Origin of the sequence: Psychroserpens mesophilus (assembly GCF_050617655.1) — a bacterium.
Taxonomy (GTDB): domain Bacteria; phylum Bacteroidota; class Bacteroidia; order Flavobacteriales; family Flavobacteriaceae; genus Psychroserpens; species Psychroserpens mesophilus_A.
Genome location: NZ_JBODQC010000001.1, coordinates 313,304 through 329,630, shown reverse-complemented (window position 1 = coordinate 329,630; position 16,327 = coordinate 313,304). Strand labels below are relative to the sequence as shown.

General features: G+C 34.0%; 16 protein-coding genes and 1 tRNA gene. 9 read left to right on the top strand and 8 right to left on the bottom strand.

The genetic code is table 11. The features are described from left to right. Positions 1 to 3 precede the first annotated feature (3 nt). On the bottom strand, positions 4 to 3,381 hold the full coding sequence (locus tag ACRHNM_RS01425; protein WP_431132910.1) for a gliding motility-associated C-terminal domain-containing protein: 3,378 nt from the start codon (positions 3,379 to 3,381) through the stop codon (positions 4 to 6). An 89-nt stretch (positions 3,382 to 3,470) separates the two neighbouring features. On the opposite strand from ACRHNM_RS01425, the gene rsmI reads away from it, so the two are divergent. The 3 genes from rsmI to ACRHNM_RS01410 all read left to right on the top strand — a co-directional run bounded on the left by rsmI (position 3,471) and on the right by ACRHNM_RS01410 (position 6,158). After that, complete coding sequence (gene rsmI, locus ACRHNM_RS01420) at positions 3,471 to 4,142, top strand: 16S rRNA (cytidine(1402)-2'-O)-methyltransferase (protein ID WP_431132908.1); 672 nt, start codon at positions 3,471 to 3,473, stop codon at positions 4,140 to 4,142. Positions 4,143 to 4,220: 78 nt separating this feature from the next. Continuing rightward, positions 4,221 to 5,579, top strand: coding sequence for a dihydrolipoyl dehydrogenase family protein (locus ACRHNM_RS01415; RefSeq protein ID WP_431132906.1), 1,359 nt, complete (start codon positions 4,221 to 4,223; stop codon positions 5,577 to 5,579). 3 nt (positions 5,580 to 5,582) lie between these two features. Continuing rightward, positions 5,583 to 6,158, top strand: coding sequence for a uracil-DNA glycosylase family protein (locus ACRHNM_RS01410; protein ID WP_431132904.1), 576 nt, complete (start codon positions 5,583 to 5,585; stop codon positions 6,156 to 6,158). A 90-nt stretch (positions 6,159 to 6,248) separates the two neighbouring features. On the opposite strand, the gene ACRHNM_RS01405 is transcribed toward ACRHNM_RS01410, so the two are convergent. After that, on the bottom strand, positions 6,249 to 6,851 hold the full coding sequence (locus ACRHNM_RS01405) for a carboxymuconolactone decarboxylase family protein (protein WP_431132903.1): 603 nt from the start codon (positions 6,849 to 6,851) through the stop codon (positions 6,249 to 6,251). Between the two features lie 89 nt (positions 6,852 to 6,940). Here ACRHNM_RS01405 and ACRHNM_RS01400 point away from each other — a divergent pair, with 89 nt between their 5' ends. The 3 genes from ACRHNM_RS01400 to ACRHNM_RS01390 all read left to right on the top strand — a co-directional run bounded on the left by ACRHNM_RS01400 (position 6,941) and on the right by ACRHNM_RS01390 (position 10,464). Then, entirely contained in the window at positions 6,941 to 7,363 is a 423-nt protein-coding gene (locus ACRHNM_RS01400) for an OsmC family protein (RefSeq protein WP_431132901.1), read from the top strand. A 120-nt stretch (positions 7,364 to 7,483) separates the two neighbouring features. Next, positions 7,484 to 9,172: a single-stranded-DNA-specific exonuclease RecJ gene (gene recJ, locus ACRHNM_RS01395; RefSeq protein ID WP_431132899.1), complete on the top strand. Its 1,689-nt coding sequence runs from the start codon at positions 7,484 to 7,486 to the stop codon at positions 9,170 to 9,172. Positions 9,173 to 9,174: 2 nt separating this feature from the next. Then, positions 9,175 to 10,464 (top strand): MFS transporter, encoded by a 1,290-nt coding sequence (locus tag ACRHNM_RS01390; RefSeq protein WP_431132897.1) that lies wholly within the window; start codon positions 9,175 to 9,177, stop codon positions 10,462 to 10,464. Here the strand turns inward: ACRHNM_RS01390 and ACRHNM_RS01385 are convergent, their stop codons facing one another. Together ACRHNM_RS01385 and ACRHNM_RS01380 are read right to left on the bottom strand one after the other, a co-directional pair. Next, positions 10,465 to 11,238, bottom strand: a complete 774-nt coding sequence (locus ACRHNM_RS01385) for a UDP-2,3-diacylglucosamine diphosphatase (protein WP_431132895.1) — start codon at positions 11,236 to 11,238, stop codon at positions 10,465 to 10,467. It lies immediately after the preceding gene. After that, positions 11,231 to 11,683: a 6-pyruvoyl trahydropterin synthase family protein gene (locus ACRHNM_RS01380; RefSeq protein WP_431132893.1), complete on the bottom strand. Its 453-nt coding sequence runs from the start codon at positions 11,681 to 11,683 to the stop codon at positions 11,231 to 11,233. The genes ACRHNM_RS01385 and ACRHNM_RS01380 overlap by 8 nt, the downstream gene beginning before the upstream one ends. A gap of 110 nt (positions 11,684 to 11,793) precedes the next feature. Between ACRHNM_RS01380 and ACRHNM_RS01375 the strand changes: the two genes are divergently transcribed. Beyond that, positions 11,794 to 12,450 (top strand): 2OG-Fe(II) oxygenase, encoded by a 657-nt coding sequence (locus tag ACRHNM_RS01375; protein WP_431132891.1) that lies wholly within the window; start codon positions 11,794 to 11,796, stop codon positions 12,448 to 12,450. A gap of 103 nt (positions 12,451 to 12,553) precedes the next feature. Here the strand turns inward: ACRHNM_RS01375 and ACRHNM_RS01370 are convergent, their stop codons facing one another. Genes ACRHNM_RS01370 through ACRHNM_RS01360 form a run of 3 tightly spaced genes read right to left on the bottom strand, consistent with a single transcriptional unit; the run spans position 12,554 to position 14,551 of the window. Beyond that, positions 12,554 to 12,694 (bottom strand): hypothetical protein, encoded by a 141-nt coding sequence (locus ACRHNM_RS01370; RefSeq protein ID WP_431132889.1) that lies wholly within the window; start codon positions 12,692 to 12,694, stop codon positions 12,554 to 12,556. Between the two features lie 25 nt (positions 12,695 to 12,719). Next, the gene (locus ACRHNM_RS01365) at positions 12,720 to 14,054 is read right to left on the bottom strand and encodes an MATE family efflux transporter (protein ID WP_431132887.1); all 1,335 of its coding nucleotides are present in this window, start codon (positions 14,052 to 14,054) and stop codon (positions 12,720 to 12,722) included. After that, positions 14,051 to 14,551, bottom strand: a complete 501-nt coding sequence (locus tag ACRHNM_RS01360) for a GNAT family N-acetyltransferase (RefSeq protein ID WP_431132886.1) — start codon at positions 14,549 to 14,551, stop codon at positions 14,051 to 14,053. Before ACRHNM_RS01360 ends, ACRHNM_RS01365 begins: the two co-directional genes overlap by 4 nt. Before the next feature lie 56 nt (positions 14,552 to 14,607). On the opposite strand from ACRHNM_RS01360, the gene ACRHNM_RS01355 reads away from it, so the two are divergent. Then, positions 14,608 to 15,402 (top strand): universal stress protein, encoded by a 795-nt coding sequence (locus tag ACRHNM_RS01355; RefSeq protein WP_431132884.1) that lies wholly within the window; start codon positions 14,608 to 14,610, stop codon positions 15,400 to 15,402. Positions 15,403 to 15,405: 3 nt separating this feature from the next. After that, positions 15,406 to 15,479: transfer RNA gene (locus ACRHNM_RS01350), tRNA-Ala, on the top strand. Between the two features lie 6 nt (positions 15,480 to 15,485). Here the strand turns inward: ACRHNM_RS01350 and ACRHNM_RS01345 are convergent. Next, positions 15,486 to 16,325, bottom strand: a complete 840-nt coding sequence (locus tag ACRHNM_RS01345; RefSeq protein WP_431132882.1) for an alpha/beta hydrolase family protein — start codon at positions 16,323 to 16,325, stop codon at positions 15,486 to 15,488. Between the last annotated feature and the right edge of the window lie 2 nt (positions 16,326 to 16,327).

Here is a 16,327-nt window from a genome sequence, read left to right as displayed (position 1 = left end):
TTTTTAATAGTTTAAGTAAACCCAACCCACTACAGGTTCTATGGTTTCAGAGATCTCTAAAATGTAGAAGTACGTTCCTACAGGTAGTAAATTTGAATGATCTGGAAAGCCTCTGTTTGCTCTGCCATCCCAATTGTTTTCATAAGCATCCGTTTGAAAGATGAGTGTTCCGTAGCGATTAAAGATTTTAATAGTATTTTTTGGATAAAGTTCTAAGCAAGGAATTTCTAAAACATCATTTAAACCATCATTATTTGGAGAAATTCCCTGAGGAATAATCAAACAGTTATTTACCGAAGTTTCAGCCGAATCTTCATTATTTGTATCGTCTCTGTCAACTTCGTTGACCTGATTTAAAATTGCAGTATTCAATAAATTTTCCGAAGATATTACACGAACCGTAATCGTTAAGTTTTCAGATTGATTCGGGTCTAAAGTCGTCAAACTCCAAATCGAGGATACGATATCATAAGTACCTTGAGATGTTGAATGTGAAATGTATTGGTAACCAGAAGGTAAATGCTCTAAAATTTCAATTTGTGTCGCTGTGGTAGTGCCATTGTTAGTTATAGTAACTGTAAAATCTATCTCATCATTTAAAAACACAGCGGCTTCAGACACTGCTTTTAATACTTCAATGTCAACATCAGATGTATCCTCAATTACAGTTAGTGTTGCTTCTGTTTGAGTGGTGTCAATATTGTTCTGGTTACTAAAATTAGAATTATCATTCAGATATATTCCAATAATATCTGAAATAACTTCAACAGAAAATGTACAACTACTCACGCCTTCAGGGAATGTTAAGTCGGTTACACCAATAAAGTTGTCGCCTGAATTTCCAACAAAATTTGCTGTACATCCATTTGCACTTACCCAGTCTGGAGCGCTCACTAGATGGATTTCAGGGGCGAGAGTATCAGTAAAAGTAATACCGTTTTGAGCAGGATTTGTAGCAATATTATTAACAGTGAATGTTAATGTACTCGTAGCTCCAGCGATAATGGTTTCTGGATTATAGCTTTTGATTAACGTTGGTGATACTACCTGAGCACTACTGATTGAAATGTTGGTTTCAGGTGTTAACTCTTCATTATTAATTGCACTAGGAAATACAGTTGCAGTATTGTTAAAAACACCACCATAATTTGGAGCCTGAACAGGAATTAAAATACGTATTGTTGAACCTGCTTCTAGCAAAGGAATCGTAGCAGTGACATCCGAACCATTAACGTTAAAATTTGTAATACAGGTTGCTGAACCATTTTGAATCTGACAGGTTGGTGTGCCAATAATAGTAAAAGCTGGATTTACAGTATTAGAAAATGAAGCATCAATGGCTGTTGAACTGGTATTACTGTTAGTAATATCAACAATCCAATTGAATGTTGAATTTACTGGTATTGTTGAAGACGATGGAAACGTTTGAATAATAAGATCAACACATGGTGTGAAATATGTGGTTGCAGAAAAACCATTATTAGTATTGTTGCCATCAGGTGTTCCACCATAAGCCAATACATTTACATTATTAATGACAGGAATTGAATCATCACTACATTCTGGTAGCCAAGAATGAACCGTTCTAAATGTCACAGAAGATCCTGCTGGCATAAACCAGTTATCAGCTTCAGTAATTTCCCAAAACACTGGGTCTTCTGAATTTTGATCTATTTCTACATCAATATTTTGAATTGTGATAGTACCACATGAAGCGCCTCCTGTTGAGGAGATGCACTCAACACTTCTTAGAATACCTGTTGCACTAAAGCCTGAATTAGCATACAAATCAACCAAAGTCATAAAGGTATCTTCATCACCAATATTACTCACAGCAATTTCATAAGTGACATTTCCCCAAGGCATCGGACTTTGGTCTGAGCCACCAACAGGTAACTGAGGGTCGATTTGGGTTTTGTTAACTGTTAAATCTGAAAAGGGACATTCTTCAACCGGGAACAGTACAACATAATCATCATCAAAATTATTACTGTAATCAATGTCAATAACATCGTCAGGAATGATATTTATAGCACTTCTTATTTGTGATGTAAACAGAGCCGGATTAGGACTGCATTGAGGTTCAATATAATTTAAAACGGTTTCAAAAGTAATTGTTGCTCCAGCAGGAATATCAAAAATTAAAGTATTCCAGGATTCACCATTTAAACTAAAAGAGATATCTTCACAAGCAATTGGTCCTGTAGTTCCAGTACATGTCACACTAATTAAATTCCATGTTCCGGCTGCAGAGGTTAGGTTCTGAAGAAAGAATCGAATAGGAACATCAAAAGTACCCAAATTGGTAACAACAGTTTCTAAAATCACAATATCACTCCAGTCACTTATGCTTCCACTTGTAGGCTGAATGACTTCTGTTTCTATGACCAAATCTGTAAGCAGACAGGCTTCTGGAGCTAATAAAAGGGTGTTGACAATATTAGATTCATTAGGAGATACATTATCATGACTTAGTTCTATTTCAATCAGACTTTCTATATGAATCACATCAGGTGTTTCGGTACAATCACCTTCAAGAAATTTAACAACTATTTCAAAAGTAATGGTTCCATTTACTGGAAATATGATGTCATCCTGAAACTCAAAAATATCTGATGTATTTTCAAGGCTTACAATACTTGATGAAAAAGGGATGTCTTCAGGACAATTTACACCATTGGTTGTAGCAATACAATCTAATGACTGGATTTGTATATGAGGTTCTCCATTTTCAACAGGATCACTAATCATGTTCATTTTAAAAGCATCTAACGGAAATGCAATACTGCTATTGTTGCTAATTGTGAATTGATAAGTAACATTGTCTCCCCAAGCATTAATAGGCGTATTTTCATTTGGGTTAATCTGATTGAGAGTTACAGTAAAATCAATGTCAAGATCAGTAACATCTAAAGAAATTATAGATTGGTTATTTGTATTATCAATATCTGTTGTATTATCTGGTGGAAATATAGTAACATTAGTAGCAATACCTCCTACAAAAGTTGGAGCGATGACCGATACTTTTACTTCAATGCTAGAGTTTGGTGGAAGTGATGTAACCGTACCTGATACATTATTTGTATTATCGTCTAAAACAAAATCTGTAACAATTCCTGCTCCTCCAGAAGCGTTTTGATATTCAAAAGCAACAACAGTTGTATTTGCATTAATGTCTTGTGTGAAAGTTGCATTTTCTGCTAAATTTCCTGAATTAAGTATGGTTATAATGTACTGAAATTCTTGATAAATATGTACTTGAGAAACTTCGGTATTACTAGTGTTTTGTGCTTCAACCAATACGGCTAAATCTGTAGTTTGCGCTTCAGAATAGTAATAAAAGACACACAAAAAAAAGAAAAGGAAGTACTTTTTTAACATGGATTGGTTTATTTCTAGATGTCAAATTATAGTAATGGTTGCGTTAATATAGACTAAAGATTGTAAATTTGGAAACAATCAAAATGATAATGTCTAAACTTTATATTGTACCAACTCCAATAGGAAATTTAAAAGATATGACTTTTAGAGCTGTTGAGGTGCTCAAAGAAGTCGATTTAATTTTAGCTGAAGACACACGTACTTCAGGAAAGCTACTCAAGCATTTTAAAATTGGAACACCAATGCAAAGTCACCATATGCATAACGAACACAAAATGGTTGATGGCTTGATTCAGAAACTTAAAAGCGGATTAACCATTGCATTGATTAGTGATGCAGGAACACCAGCAATTTCTGATCCTGGGTTTTTATTAACCAGAGCTTGTGTTGAAAACGATATAGAAGTAGACTGTTTACCAGGAGCAACTGCTTTTGTACCAGCATTGGTGAATTCGGGATTACCCAATGACAAATTTGTATTTGAAGGATTTCTTCCCGTAAAAAAAGGTCGACAAACCCGATTATTGTTTTTAGCAGAAGAAGCTCGAACCATTATTTTTTATGAAAGTCCGCATAAGCTGATAAAAACACTAACTAATTTTTGTGAGTATTTTGGAGAAAACAGACCAGTTTCTGTATCTCGAGAATTGACAAAACTCTATGAAGAAACGACACGAGGTACAGCCAAAGAAGTGTTAGACTATTATAGTAATAAACCACCAAAAGGGGAGATTGTGATTGTCGTTTCTGGAAAGAAATAATACAAATGCGATAAATTTTATAGCTTTAGTATTAAAATAATCATTCCATCTTATTTAAATTCCTTTAACTTATCGAACATGGAAATAAAGCATTATAATGTATTCGTCATTGGTAGTGGTATCGCAGGTCAAACCGCAGCAGAAATCTGTGCTAAGTCTGGATTGACTGTTGCCCTTTCAGATAAAAGAGAATTTGGTGGAACTTGTGCTATCAGAGGATGTGACCCAAAAAAGTTGATGATGCAATTCACAAATTTAGTACATCAATCTAAACAATTGAAAGGACGTGGTGTATCAGAATTACCAGAAATAAAATGGAAGTCTGTTCAGAAATTCAAATCAAAATTTACCAAACCTGTACCTCAAGCTACAGAAAACGATTTAAATCAATTAGGGATTAATTTATACCACCAATCTCCAAAATTCATTAGTGAATCTGAAGTTTTAGTTGAAGGTAAAACCATTTCTGCAGACTATTTTGTAATTGCTTCAGGACTGGTTGTAAGACCTCTAAAAATGAAAGGGTTTGAACTTCTTCAAAATAGTGATGACATTCTAAACTTAAAAAAAATTCCGAAATCTGCTATTTTTATAGGTTCTGGTTATGTTGGAATGGAATTTTGTTACATGCTTTCTACTTTAGGTTGTAAAGTCACTATGATTGAGAAAACTCATAAAGCCTTATCTCAATTTGATTCTTACTTGGTAGAAAAATTAGTGGAAAATTTAAGGAAAAATGGTGTGGATTTTATTTTCGAGGCTGATCCTCTTTCCGTAGAAAAATTGAGAAAAAATTACCGTGTTATATATAAGAGAAAAGGAAAGACTACATCATTGAAATCGCGAGTGGTTTACAATGCATCTGGTCGTGTACCTGCTATTGAATTATTAGAATTAGAAAATGCAGATGTTATGTTTGATGATTCTGGTGTTTTGGTGAATGACTTTATGCAAAGTAAAAGCAATCCAAAAGTGTATGCCTGTGGAGATGTGTCCAGCAAATCTTTACCATTAACACCACTTTCAGGACTACAAGGTCATATTGCTGGATATAATATTGTTCATGGAAATAAAAAGGAATTTCAAAATCAGTTAGTGCCATCAGTGGTATTTACACATCCTAATTTGGCAAGTGTTGGCTTTTCTGAAGAAGAAGCAAATAAACATTATAAATCTATCAAGATGTATAAAGGCGATGCTTCAGATTGGTATAATGCAAAAAAGGAAAATACAGATGTGTATGCCTATAAAATTTTAGTAAATGAGAGAACAAATCGAATTGTAGGAGCACATTTATTAGCGGCTAAAGCTATTGAAACGATAAATATTTTAAGTATGGCAATTAAGAACGCTATGACTGTAGATGATTTCAAAAATCAAATTTTCACCTATCCTTCATATAGTAATGATTTAAAAAGCATGTTGGCTGAAAAATGATAAATGCAAGACTTACTTCATCACATACGGCAATGCCGAATCTGCAAAGAACACCTTCCTTTAGATCCGAGACCAGTTGCAACAGCGCATCCAGATTCTAAAATTGTGATTATTGGTCAGGCACCAGGAACTAAGGTTCATAAGTCTGGTATTCCTTGGGATGATGCTTCTGGAAAGCAATTGCGGAAATGGCTGGAGGTTTCTGAAGATGAGTTTTACGACAAAACCAAATTTGCCATTATCCCAATGGGATTCTGTTATCCAGGAAAAGGAAAAAGTGGTGATTTACCACCAAGACCAGAATGTGCACCACAATGGCATCAGCTTTTATTTGATCAAATGGAAAAAGTAGAGTTGGTGATTTTAATTGGGATGTATGCTCAAAAGTATTATTTAAAAGAAACTGCTAAACGTAATTTAACCGAAACAGTTGCCAATTATAAAGACTACTTGCCTCAGTATTTTGTGTTACCACATCCTAGTCCGAGAAACCGGTTTTGGCTGACTAAGAATTCTTGGTTTGAGGAGGCGGTTTTGCCAGAATTGAAGAAAATTATTCAAAATGTAATTAAAAAATAATTTTTAATTTTTTGTCATTCATAGCGAAGCGAAGAATCTAAAAGAATGAGATTCCTCGTCGTTCATCCTTCACTCTGTCGGAATGACAATCTAATACTGAGATCCATCATGTTTTCCAACTTCAAAACCATATTTTCCTAGATACTGTTTGCCACTTTCAACAGCGCCTTCTTCCATAGTTGTTCCCATAGAATCGTTCCAACGGTTGAGATACCCAAATAAAGAAATCACACCAAGCATCTCTACAATTTCACCTTCGTTCCAATGTTCATATAAACGCTTCTTAATGTCTGCATTCACAGCGTTTGGAACTTGAGAAGCTGCTAAACTAAAATCAAGTGCAGCACGTTCAGCTTCAGAAAACGCCTCGTGTGTTCTGTATTCCCAAATATTATCCAATTGTTCTTGTTCGGCTCCATAACGTTCTGCAGCGCGAATAGCATGTGCCTGACAATAACGACATCCCGTTGCATTGCTACTTACCCAGGCAATCATTCGTTTTAAAGCAGAAGTCACGCGACCTTCGTTAGCCATTACAGCTTTGTTTAAATTGATAAACGCCTTACTAATAGCAGGACGACGTTGCATGGTTAAGACCGAATTTGGACAAAAGCCAAGGGTCTCATTAAAGAATTCTGCAAGCTGTTTGGTTTCTAGATCGTGCTCTGCTGATAATGGTGTAACTAATGCCATATGGAATAGAAATTTGAGTTTTTTAATAGTATTTTTGACTAAGATAACATATAATTACTTAAGCGGTTTATAACTTAATTCTTAAAACTATGTCTCATAAAGTAGTCACTCACTGGAAAGGAAACTTGCAATTTGATTCTGATAATCCCAGTGGAAAAACATTACTCATGGATACATCACCTGAAAATGGTGGTTACAATTCAGGACTCGCACCTAAAGCCATGATGCTATCGTCGTTAGCTGGTTGTTCTGGATTAGATGTGGTGTCTATTCTAAAGAAAATGAAAGTATCGTTTTCAGATTTTAGAATTGATACCTTTGGTGACTTAACTGAAGAGCATCCTAAATATTACCATTCAGTTTCTGTAGAGTATCATTTTTATGGAGATCAGTTAGATGAAGTGAAAATTAAAAAAGCAGTAGATCTTTCCATTGAAAAATATTGTGGTGTGATGGAAATGTTCAGACGCTTTGCCGAAGTAAAAACATCGATTCATTATCACAACATATAGCGAAAATTTTCTATATTAGTATAATATTGCTATCATTGTTGTCAGGTTGAGCACAGTTGAAACCTTTTTAAAGGGATTCGCTAAGTTTTAAATGACATCTAATTTCACAGAGATTAATTCATGCGTTGGACTCTAAAACCAAAACCAGATTCAAAAATTGTTGAAGACTTGCAAAAAGCACTTCAGGTGGATCGTGCTGTAGCCACTTTATTGATACAACGTGGCATTGATACTTATGAAGCTGCTAAAACATTTTTCAGACCAAGCTTAAAAGACTTACATGATCCGTTTCTAATGAAAGATATGGATTTGGCTGTTGCTCGTATCGAAAAAGCTTTAGCAAACGATGAAAACATTTTGGTTTTTGGTGATTATGATGTTGATGGAACCACGTCTGTTGCTTTAATGTCGTCTTATTTAAAAACCAAATCAGATCGTATTGCAACTTACATTCCAGATCGTTATGATGAAGGCTATGGTGTGTCTTACAAAGGGATTGACTTTGCTCACGATAATGAATTCACACTAATTATTGCTTTAGATTGCGGAGTTAAAGCCATTGATAAAGTCGCTTATGCAGCTGAAAAAGGGATTGACTTTATCATTTGTGATCATCATAGACCAGGATATGAATTGCCTAAAGCAGTAGCTGTTTTAGACCCAAAACGAGACGATTGTGAGTATCCTTATAAAGAGCTTTGTGGCTGTGGCGTTGGGTTTAAATTAATTCAAGCATTAGCTTCAAAAGATGGTCAATCGGTTGAAGATTTAGTTGAATATTTAGACTTAGTTGCCACTGCAATTGGTGCAGATATCGTTCCTATAACCGGAGAAAATCGTGCCTTAGCCTATTTCGGATTGCAAGTCATAAATACCAATCCGAGACCTGGCATTAAAGCATTGATTTCCGAAGTAAAAAAAGAAGAACTCACCATTACAGATGTTGTCTTTGTTGTCGCTCCAAGAATTAATGCTGCCGGACGAATGAAACATGGTAATTATGCTGTCACTTTACTCACAGAAACCGATGAGTTTTTAGCTGAAGAATATGCTAAAGAAATCAACATATTCAATCTCGATAGAAGAGAAGCAGATCAACGAATCACTGAAGAAGCTTTAGAACAAATTATAAAAAATAAGGAAGAAGATAGACTAACCTCTGTCGTGTATCATGAGTCTTGGCATAAAGGCGTGATTGGTATTGTGGCTTCAAGACTAACCGAAACCTATTACAGACCAACTTTAGTCTTTACAAAAAGTGGAGCTAAGTTAGCTGCTTCTGCACGATCGGTTAAAGGATTTGACGTTTATAATGCTTTGGAAGCGTGTAGTGAATATATTGAACAATTTGGTGGACATAAATATGCTGCTGGTTTAACATTACATCCTGATAATTATGAAGCCTTTAAGCAAGCGTTTGAAGATGAGGTTTCTCAAACGATAGACCGAAACTTACTCATTCCTGAAATTAAAATTGATGAGCAAATTGAACTTAGTGATATTACACCTAAGTTTTACAGGATTATTAGCCAGTTTGCACCTTTTGGTCCAGGAAACATGACACCAATATTTATGACTGAAAACCTAAAAGATACAGGTTATGGTAAATGTGTTGGTGAAGCTGATAAACATTTGCGTTTAACCGTTAGTCAAGGGCATCAAAAAATGGTTGGAATTGCTTTTAATTTAGGAAACAAGCTAAATTTAATTAATAATAAGAAAACATTCAAGGCTGTGTATTCCATTGATGAAAATCACTGGCAAGGCAATGTAAGTTTACAATTGAAAATTAGAGATATTAAAGGTTAACTATGGCTAAAAAAGATCCTTATGCGGCATTACGCTATCGAGAATTCAATATCTTTATATTGGTTCGTTTCGCTTTAGTATTTGCCTGGTCGATGCAGTTTGTGATTATCGAATGGCAAGTGTATGCACTTACGAAAGATCCTTTGTACATTGGTTTAATCGGACTCATGGAAATCATTCCAGCTTTAGGAATGGCATTATTCGCAGGACATATTGTAGATCAAAGAGAAAAGCGAAATCTGCTTGCAGTGTGTATTGCGTTATTTTCGATTATTAGTTTTGGACTGTTTTGGGTTACATCGCCCGAAATATCTGAATCCTGGTCTGTAAAACATATTTTGTACGCTATTTATGCTTTGGTGTTTTTTGGCGGATTGTTACGATCGTTTTTCGGACCTTCCATATTTTCATTAGTAGCACTTATTGTTCCAAAGAAAATATATCCAAATGCGGCAACCTGGAATAGTTCTACCTGGCAAATGGCTCGTGTTTTAGGCGTTTCTTTTGCTGGTTTTTCGATTGGCTTACTTGGTGAAAATGAACAAATGGGAGTGCACTGGTCGCTTTGTATTGTGTTTGGCTTAGTCATGTTTTCGTTACTCATGTTGTTTCGAATTAAAAAGAAACCCATTCTTAATCCTAATATTGGTGAACCTATCGTTAAAAGTTTAAAGGAAGGTGTTAATTTTGTGTTTAAGACCAAAGCTATTTTAGGCGCTTTAACTTTAGATATGATTTCTGTGCTATTTGGAGGAGCCATTGCTTTAGCTGCAGTTTTTGCAACAGATATCTTAGATGCTGGTCCGGAAGGTTTCGGGATTTTAGTAGCAGCACCAAATGTAGGTTCGTTTCTAACCATGCTGGTAACGGCTTATATTCCTATTGTAAAAAAAGCTGGACTAAAATTACTGGTTGCTGTTTTCGGATTTGGTTTGAGCATCATCGCATTTGGATTATCTACTGTATTCTGGATGTCTGTGATTGCCTTATTCTTAAGTGGTGTTTTTGATGGTGTGTCTATGGTGATTCGTCAAACCATTCTTCAGCTAAAAACGCCAGATCATATGCGAGGACGTGTGTCCTCAGTAAATTCAATGTTTGTTGGGTCATCTAATGAACTTGGTGCTTTTGAAAGTGGGTTAACAGCTAAATTAATGGGAACTGCTACTGCTGTGGTTTTTGGAGGTACAATGACATTAATTACAGTGGTTACAACAGCTTTTGTTTCACCTTCATTCAGAAAACTGGATTTAGCTAAAGATTTGGAGGAGCATGAAAAAGACGAAGTTTAATTATTTATAAGTCTTCAACTCAAAATCTTTTCCATCAAAAACACCATAGGTAAAATATTGAATCCAATCGCCAAGATTCACATATTTAGAATTACTGCCAAGCTCAACTTCCATTGGTAAATGACGATGACCATACACAAAATAGTCACGATGTGCTTCTTTTAATTTTGAATTGCTATACTGAATCAGCCATTCTTTGTCAGCTCCTAAATAAGTTGCATCATGTTCTCCCGAAATGAGTTTGTTTTTTACAGACAAGTATTGCGCAATCTTCATTCCAATATCTGGATGCAACCACTTAAATAAAAACTTGAAGAAAGGATTTGTGAACACTTTTTTCATACGTTTATAACCTTTATCAAAAGGCCCTAGACCATCACCATGAGCAATATAAAATGAGGTATCGTTGAAGATAAATTCTTTAGGTTTATGAAATACAGGAATATGGAGTTCTTTTTCAAAATAGCCATTCATCCAAAGGTCATGATTTCCAACAAAGAAATAAATGGGAATACCAGAATCACTGATTTCTGCTAACTTCCCTAAAGTTCTTACAAAGCCTTTTGGGACGACCGTTCCATATTCAAACCAGAAATCGAATAAATCTCCTAACAGAAAAATCGCAGCAGCATCAGTTTTAACGTCGTCTAACCAGGCTACAAATTTCTTTTCACGTGGAAGCGATGCTTCCATGGTTGGTGCTCCTAAATGATTATCTGAAGCAAAATAAATAGATTTACCTTCAGGAATTTTTATGTGTGTTGGTTTAGTCATTATCTGAAGCAAACCACTGAGCGTAAGAGGTTGCTGTTTCTTGTAATTTTAAAGAGTGCAGTTTAATATTTTTTGGTAATCTGTTTTTTATTTTTTCAGCAAAATCAATCACCATCATTTCACTCGTTGGTTGATAATCTACAAGTAGTACATTATGATCTCTTTGTTCAAGTTCTTTTGCAAGTTCAACATGAGGCGTGTTTTTATTAAAAACAGTGGCATGATCAAAGACATCAACAATTTCTTCTTTCACTATTTTTTTTAGGTCACTAAAATCGATAACCATTCCAAACTTTACATGGCTGTGGTCTGAAATAGGTGTGCCAATAACAGTAACATCCAATCTGTAACTATGTCCATGTACGTTTTTACATTTTCCGTCATAACCATACAACGCATGACCTGTTTCAAAAGAGAACTGTTTTGTAATACGAATATTGCTCATCTAAAGATTATTTTCATTGCAAAGATATTCATTTTGTAAAAGCAATTGGATTTTAGATTACATTTGCTGGCTTTTAAACTTAAATACGAGTTTAAACATATGATTATCAGATGATTAAAACAACAGCAAAAGAGCTTTTTGAAGCTATTCCATTTATTGAAAACCCAGTTTATGAACAACTAATTCATGACATCGGACAACAAAAATACAGTATTATTGATGGTTTCTTCTCATCGGAAACGGTATCGCTCTTAAGACAATCGTTGCTATATAAACATGAAGAGGACTGTTTTAAAAAGGCAGCAATAGGAAATCGTGTCAATGAGATTATTGTAAAATCTATCAGAGGTGATCAGATTTTATGGATTGATGAAAGTCTTTCTAACACAGCAGAACGTTTGTTTTTTGATTGCATAAATGATTTAGTAGCTTATCTCAATAAAACCTGTTTTATGGGAATTTTGCAGAAAGAGTTTCATTACGCATTATATCCTAAAGGAACATTTTATAAGCGTCATATTGATACATTTCAAAATGATGACAGACGTAAACTTTCAATCGTTTGTTACTTAAACGAAGAAGATTGGAAACCTGAAAACGGAGGAGAATTGGTATTATACCTAGATGATAATGGCTGTGAAATTCAAAAAGTAATATATCCATTTCCAGGACGCATTGTTATTTTTGAAAGCCAAATTATTGAACATGAGGTAAAACCTGTTGAAACGGAACGGTTAAGTATTACAGGTTGGCTAAAAATAAGATAAACTATCTTCTTTTATTTCGGTTGATAAAATATACAACAACCAGCACGATTCCTAAAATAAGGAATAAACCGCTTCCGCTTATAAATGACATAAAATCCATAGATTATTTTTTTGATTTATTTTTAAAATACCGAAACAGAATAAACGCTAAAATTAATAAAATGATATAAGGTAAATTTTGCCCAATAGCATAACCAATATCATAACCTGAATCTTGAATTAGAGATATTAAAAGCACATTCATGTTTAAAGCGTATTATTAATCAAAGTTACGTCTTTTGAACATGTGGTAAAAATAGTTGTCGGAATTTTATAATTAATGGAAACCCTCTAGCTATAATCCAGAGTGTTAAAGCAATAAATACAGCATATAGCTTCAAATTGTAAGCATCAAGTAAGAATAACACAGGAATAAATACCAAACCTGTTGACAATAAAAGAAGGTTTCTTAAAAATTTCATTTTACCCATTCCTTTAAACATGCCGTCAAAAATAAAAGCTAATGCACAAAGTGGCTGCATGGCTAGAACAATCCAAAAGACGTTATAGAATTCCTTTAAAACTAATGGATCTTGAGTAAAGATTGAACCAACAAAGTTGTATGTAATCAAGCCTAAAACAGCTAAAATGATTCCAACACCAATACCACATTTAATCAAAAAATAACTTAGTTCAACTAATTTCTTATAATTTTTTGCTCCAAAATATTTACCAGACAAAATGTTTCCTGCGCTTGCATAACCATCAATAATAAATGCACCTAAAAACCACAGGTTAATAGCAATTGTATATGCTGCAATATATTCGGTTCCATAAGATGTTGCAAAGCGTGTTGCAAAATATAGAGTTACATTAAGAGCTAATGTTCTGACAAATAAATTAAGTATCATAAAAGTGAAGTTTTTGATTTCTGCATTAAACGGAAACGTAACTCTTAATGAAATATCTGTCTTTTTTAATAAGAAATAAGCTGAGCATAATGCCATTATAATTTGAGCAACAACACTTGCATAGGCTGCACCTTTGATATGCATAGGATTGATGACACCTTCAATACCATACACCAAAACGAAATCTAAAACGATGTTTACCAGAGTTCCAATAATGGCAATAACCATTGGATAAAACGTGTTTTGAAGTCCTCTAAAGGTCCCAAAAACAGCTATAGTAAACAAGGTAAATGGAAACCCAAAAACGCGAATACGATAGTAATCTACGCTATAATCTAAAATAAGATGCGATGCATTATAAAGTTTGAAAATCTGAGAAGCAAATGGCCATGTTGATATGATAATTAAGATACTTACAGACGTTATGATAAAAATAGCTTGAGCAGGTAAGTTTTTAACATGGTCTAATTTGTTAGCACCAAGATGTTGAGAAACGATTGACGATATCGCACTTCTTGTTTGTCCTAAGACCCAAATAAGCATAGATATAAAAGTGCCTACAATACCAACTGCTGCTAAAGATTCTGCCGCATTGTAATCGACATTTCCAATAATGGCTGTATCGGTTAGGGACAGAATAGGTTCAGCCACTCCAGCAATTAAAGCAGGAATAGCAAGTTTATTAATATTTTTTAATGTAATGTCTGTTTTCAAAGAATCAATTCATAACAAAAAAACGGATCTTCACTTTGCTTCGGAAAATAAATAGCGCCTAATTTTTTATAACCGCGAAGTTCGTAAAACTTTTGGTTTCTCATGTTTTTTGAAAAGGTATCTAATCTTATGGATGTATCATTGTTTTCAACGGCATGGTTTTCAGCATAATCCATTAATAACTGTGCGTAGCCTTTTCCCTGATGTTTTGGATGAACTGCCAGACGATGAATGTAACTATTATTTTTATTTGGAGTTAACCATATAACCGGAAGGTATTCAGCATCCATAAAAGTTGAGATAACAATGCAACCTATAATAGTGTTTTTGATGTCTAGAACATAAAGCTCCTTTCGCTTGATATCATTTTCAAAAGCAGTTCTATTGGGATAATGTTCGTTCCACTGAAAAATATGTTTAACAATCATATCACCAGCACAAGCTTTTGTAATTTCAATTAAACTATCAATATCTTTTAGAGATGCTTTTCGAATCATTTTTAATAGTTACCTTTGCCAAATATTTTTACAAATTTACTTTTAAATATTTGATTATGAAGTCTATTCTAGTTCCAGTTGGTTCATCGAAAAATTCTGTAAGCCATTTACAATATGCTGTTGATTTTGCAAAAGCCTTTGGTGCAAAATTATACGTAGTTCAAGTTTATAATGTTCAGACTAAAGCTGGAACAATGATGAAAGTAGATGAAATGATAGAACGCGAAAGCTTAGGGTTTTTAAAGAGTCATGTTGATAAGGTGAATCAAAGGAATGTTGAGATTATATTAAAAACCTTTAAAGGAAAGCTTGGAGATACTTTAGAATTAGCTTGTCAAACTTTAGATGTAGACTTAATTATTTTAGAGCCAAGAACAAACTCTATAAAAGATGAGGTATATTTAGGAAAAACCTCAGGTAAAATTGTAAAGCAAACTAATATTCCAGCTTTAATAGTTCCTGAAGGTTATGTTTATAAGCCTATTGTAAAAATTCTTTTAGCTATGAAGTCGGCTATTATTAAAAAAGAAGATGCATTAACCCCTTTAATAACGATTAAAAATCAATTTAAAGCGGTTTTAAATTTACTATTGGTAAGAACACCGTTTCATAACGAAGGTGACTTTGATGTGAATGAAGAGTTAGCAGGTCTTATAACGAACACAACTATTGCTGAGAATGCAACTACTTATCAAGGTGTTTTAGAACATTATAAAGAAAATAATCCAGATTTATTATGTGTAGTCAGACGTAAACGAGGATTCTTTATGAAGAAATGGGAAAAAAACACAATACTTAAAAAAGACTTTAGCAGTAATTTACCTGTTTTAGTTTTAAAAGGATTGAAATAATCTGGGGATGTAGCTCAGTTGGCTAGAGTGCTTGACTGGCAGTCAAGAGGTCGTGGGTTCGAATCCCATCTTCTCCACAATTTCTATTTTATAAAATCAATACTTTTTTCTACAGCCAGAGCCATGGTTTTAGAGAGCTTATTGTTTTTTACAGGATGTGAAGTGTCAAAGGTATGATTACTGTCTTTAATTTCGAAAAGCTCACTTTTGGGAGTCCAAGAATGTAACTTGTTCGCTTCATTAAACGCAACAGAAGTATCACCTTTTGCATGAATGATTAAAAACGGAATGTCTAGTTTTTTTGCTGAACGTTCTATATTTAATCGTTCCTGATTCAATTGAAAATCTTTGTAAAACTGAAAATGGTGTGGCATTTGTTGTTTTGTTCTTCCGTTTAAAACATACTTTACACCCTTTTGTCGCCATTCGTTAATATCTTCATTAGTCCCAAAACGAATACCATAATCACTTACACTAGCCCATGTTATTAGTGTTGTGATTCTTTCATCTTCGGAAGCTTTTATAATTGAAATTCCACCACCTCGTGAATGACCAATAAGCGTGATGTTTTGACTGTTAATTTCATTTTTGAATTGAAAGTTTTCAGACAGGATAAAATTGAGAATATCGCTTAAATCTGTAAGCTCTTTAGTATAATTATTTTCGGCAAAAGCTTCTAAATCTGGAAAATCTATTGGATTTTCGGCTGTTCCTCCATTATGTGAAAAATTAAACTTTACAAAAAACAAATTTTGATTACTGAAGGTTTCTGCTACTAAATCCCAACTTCCCCAATCTTTAAACCCTTTATAGCCATGACAAAAGATAACGACAGGTTTCTTTATGTCATTAGCTTTAAAATAGGCATCCCAAACAATTGGTTTATTGTTTTCTCTTTGAAGTATTAGGTTTTTTACTATCATTG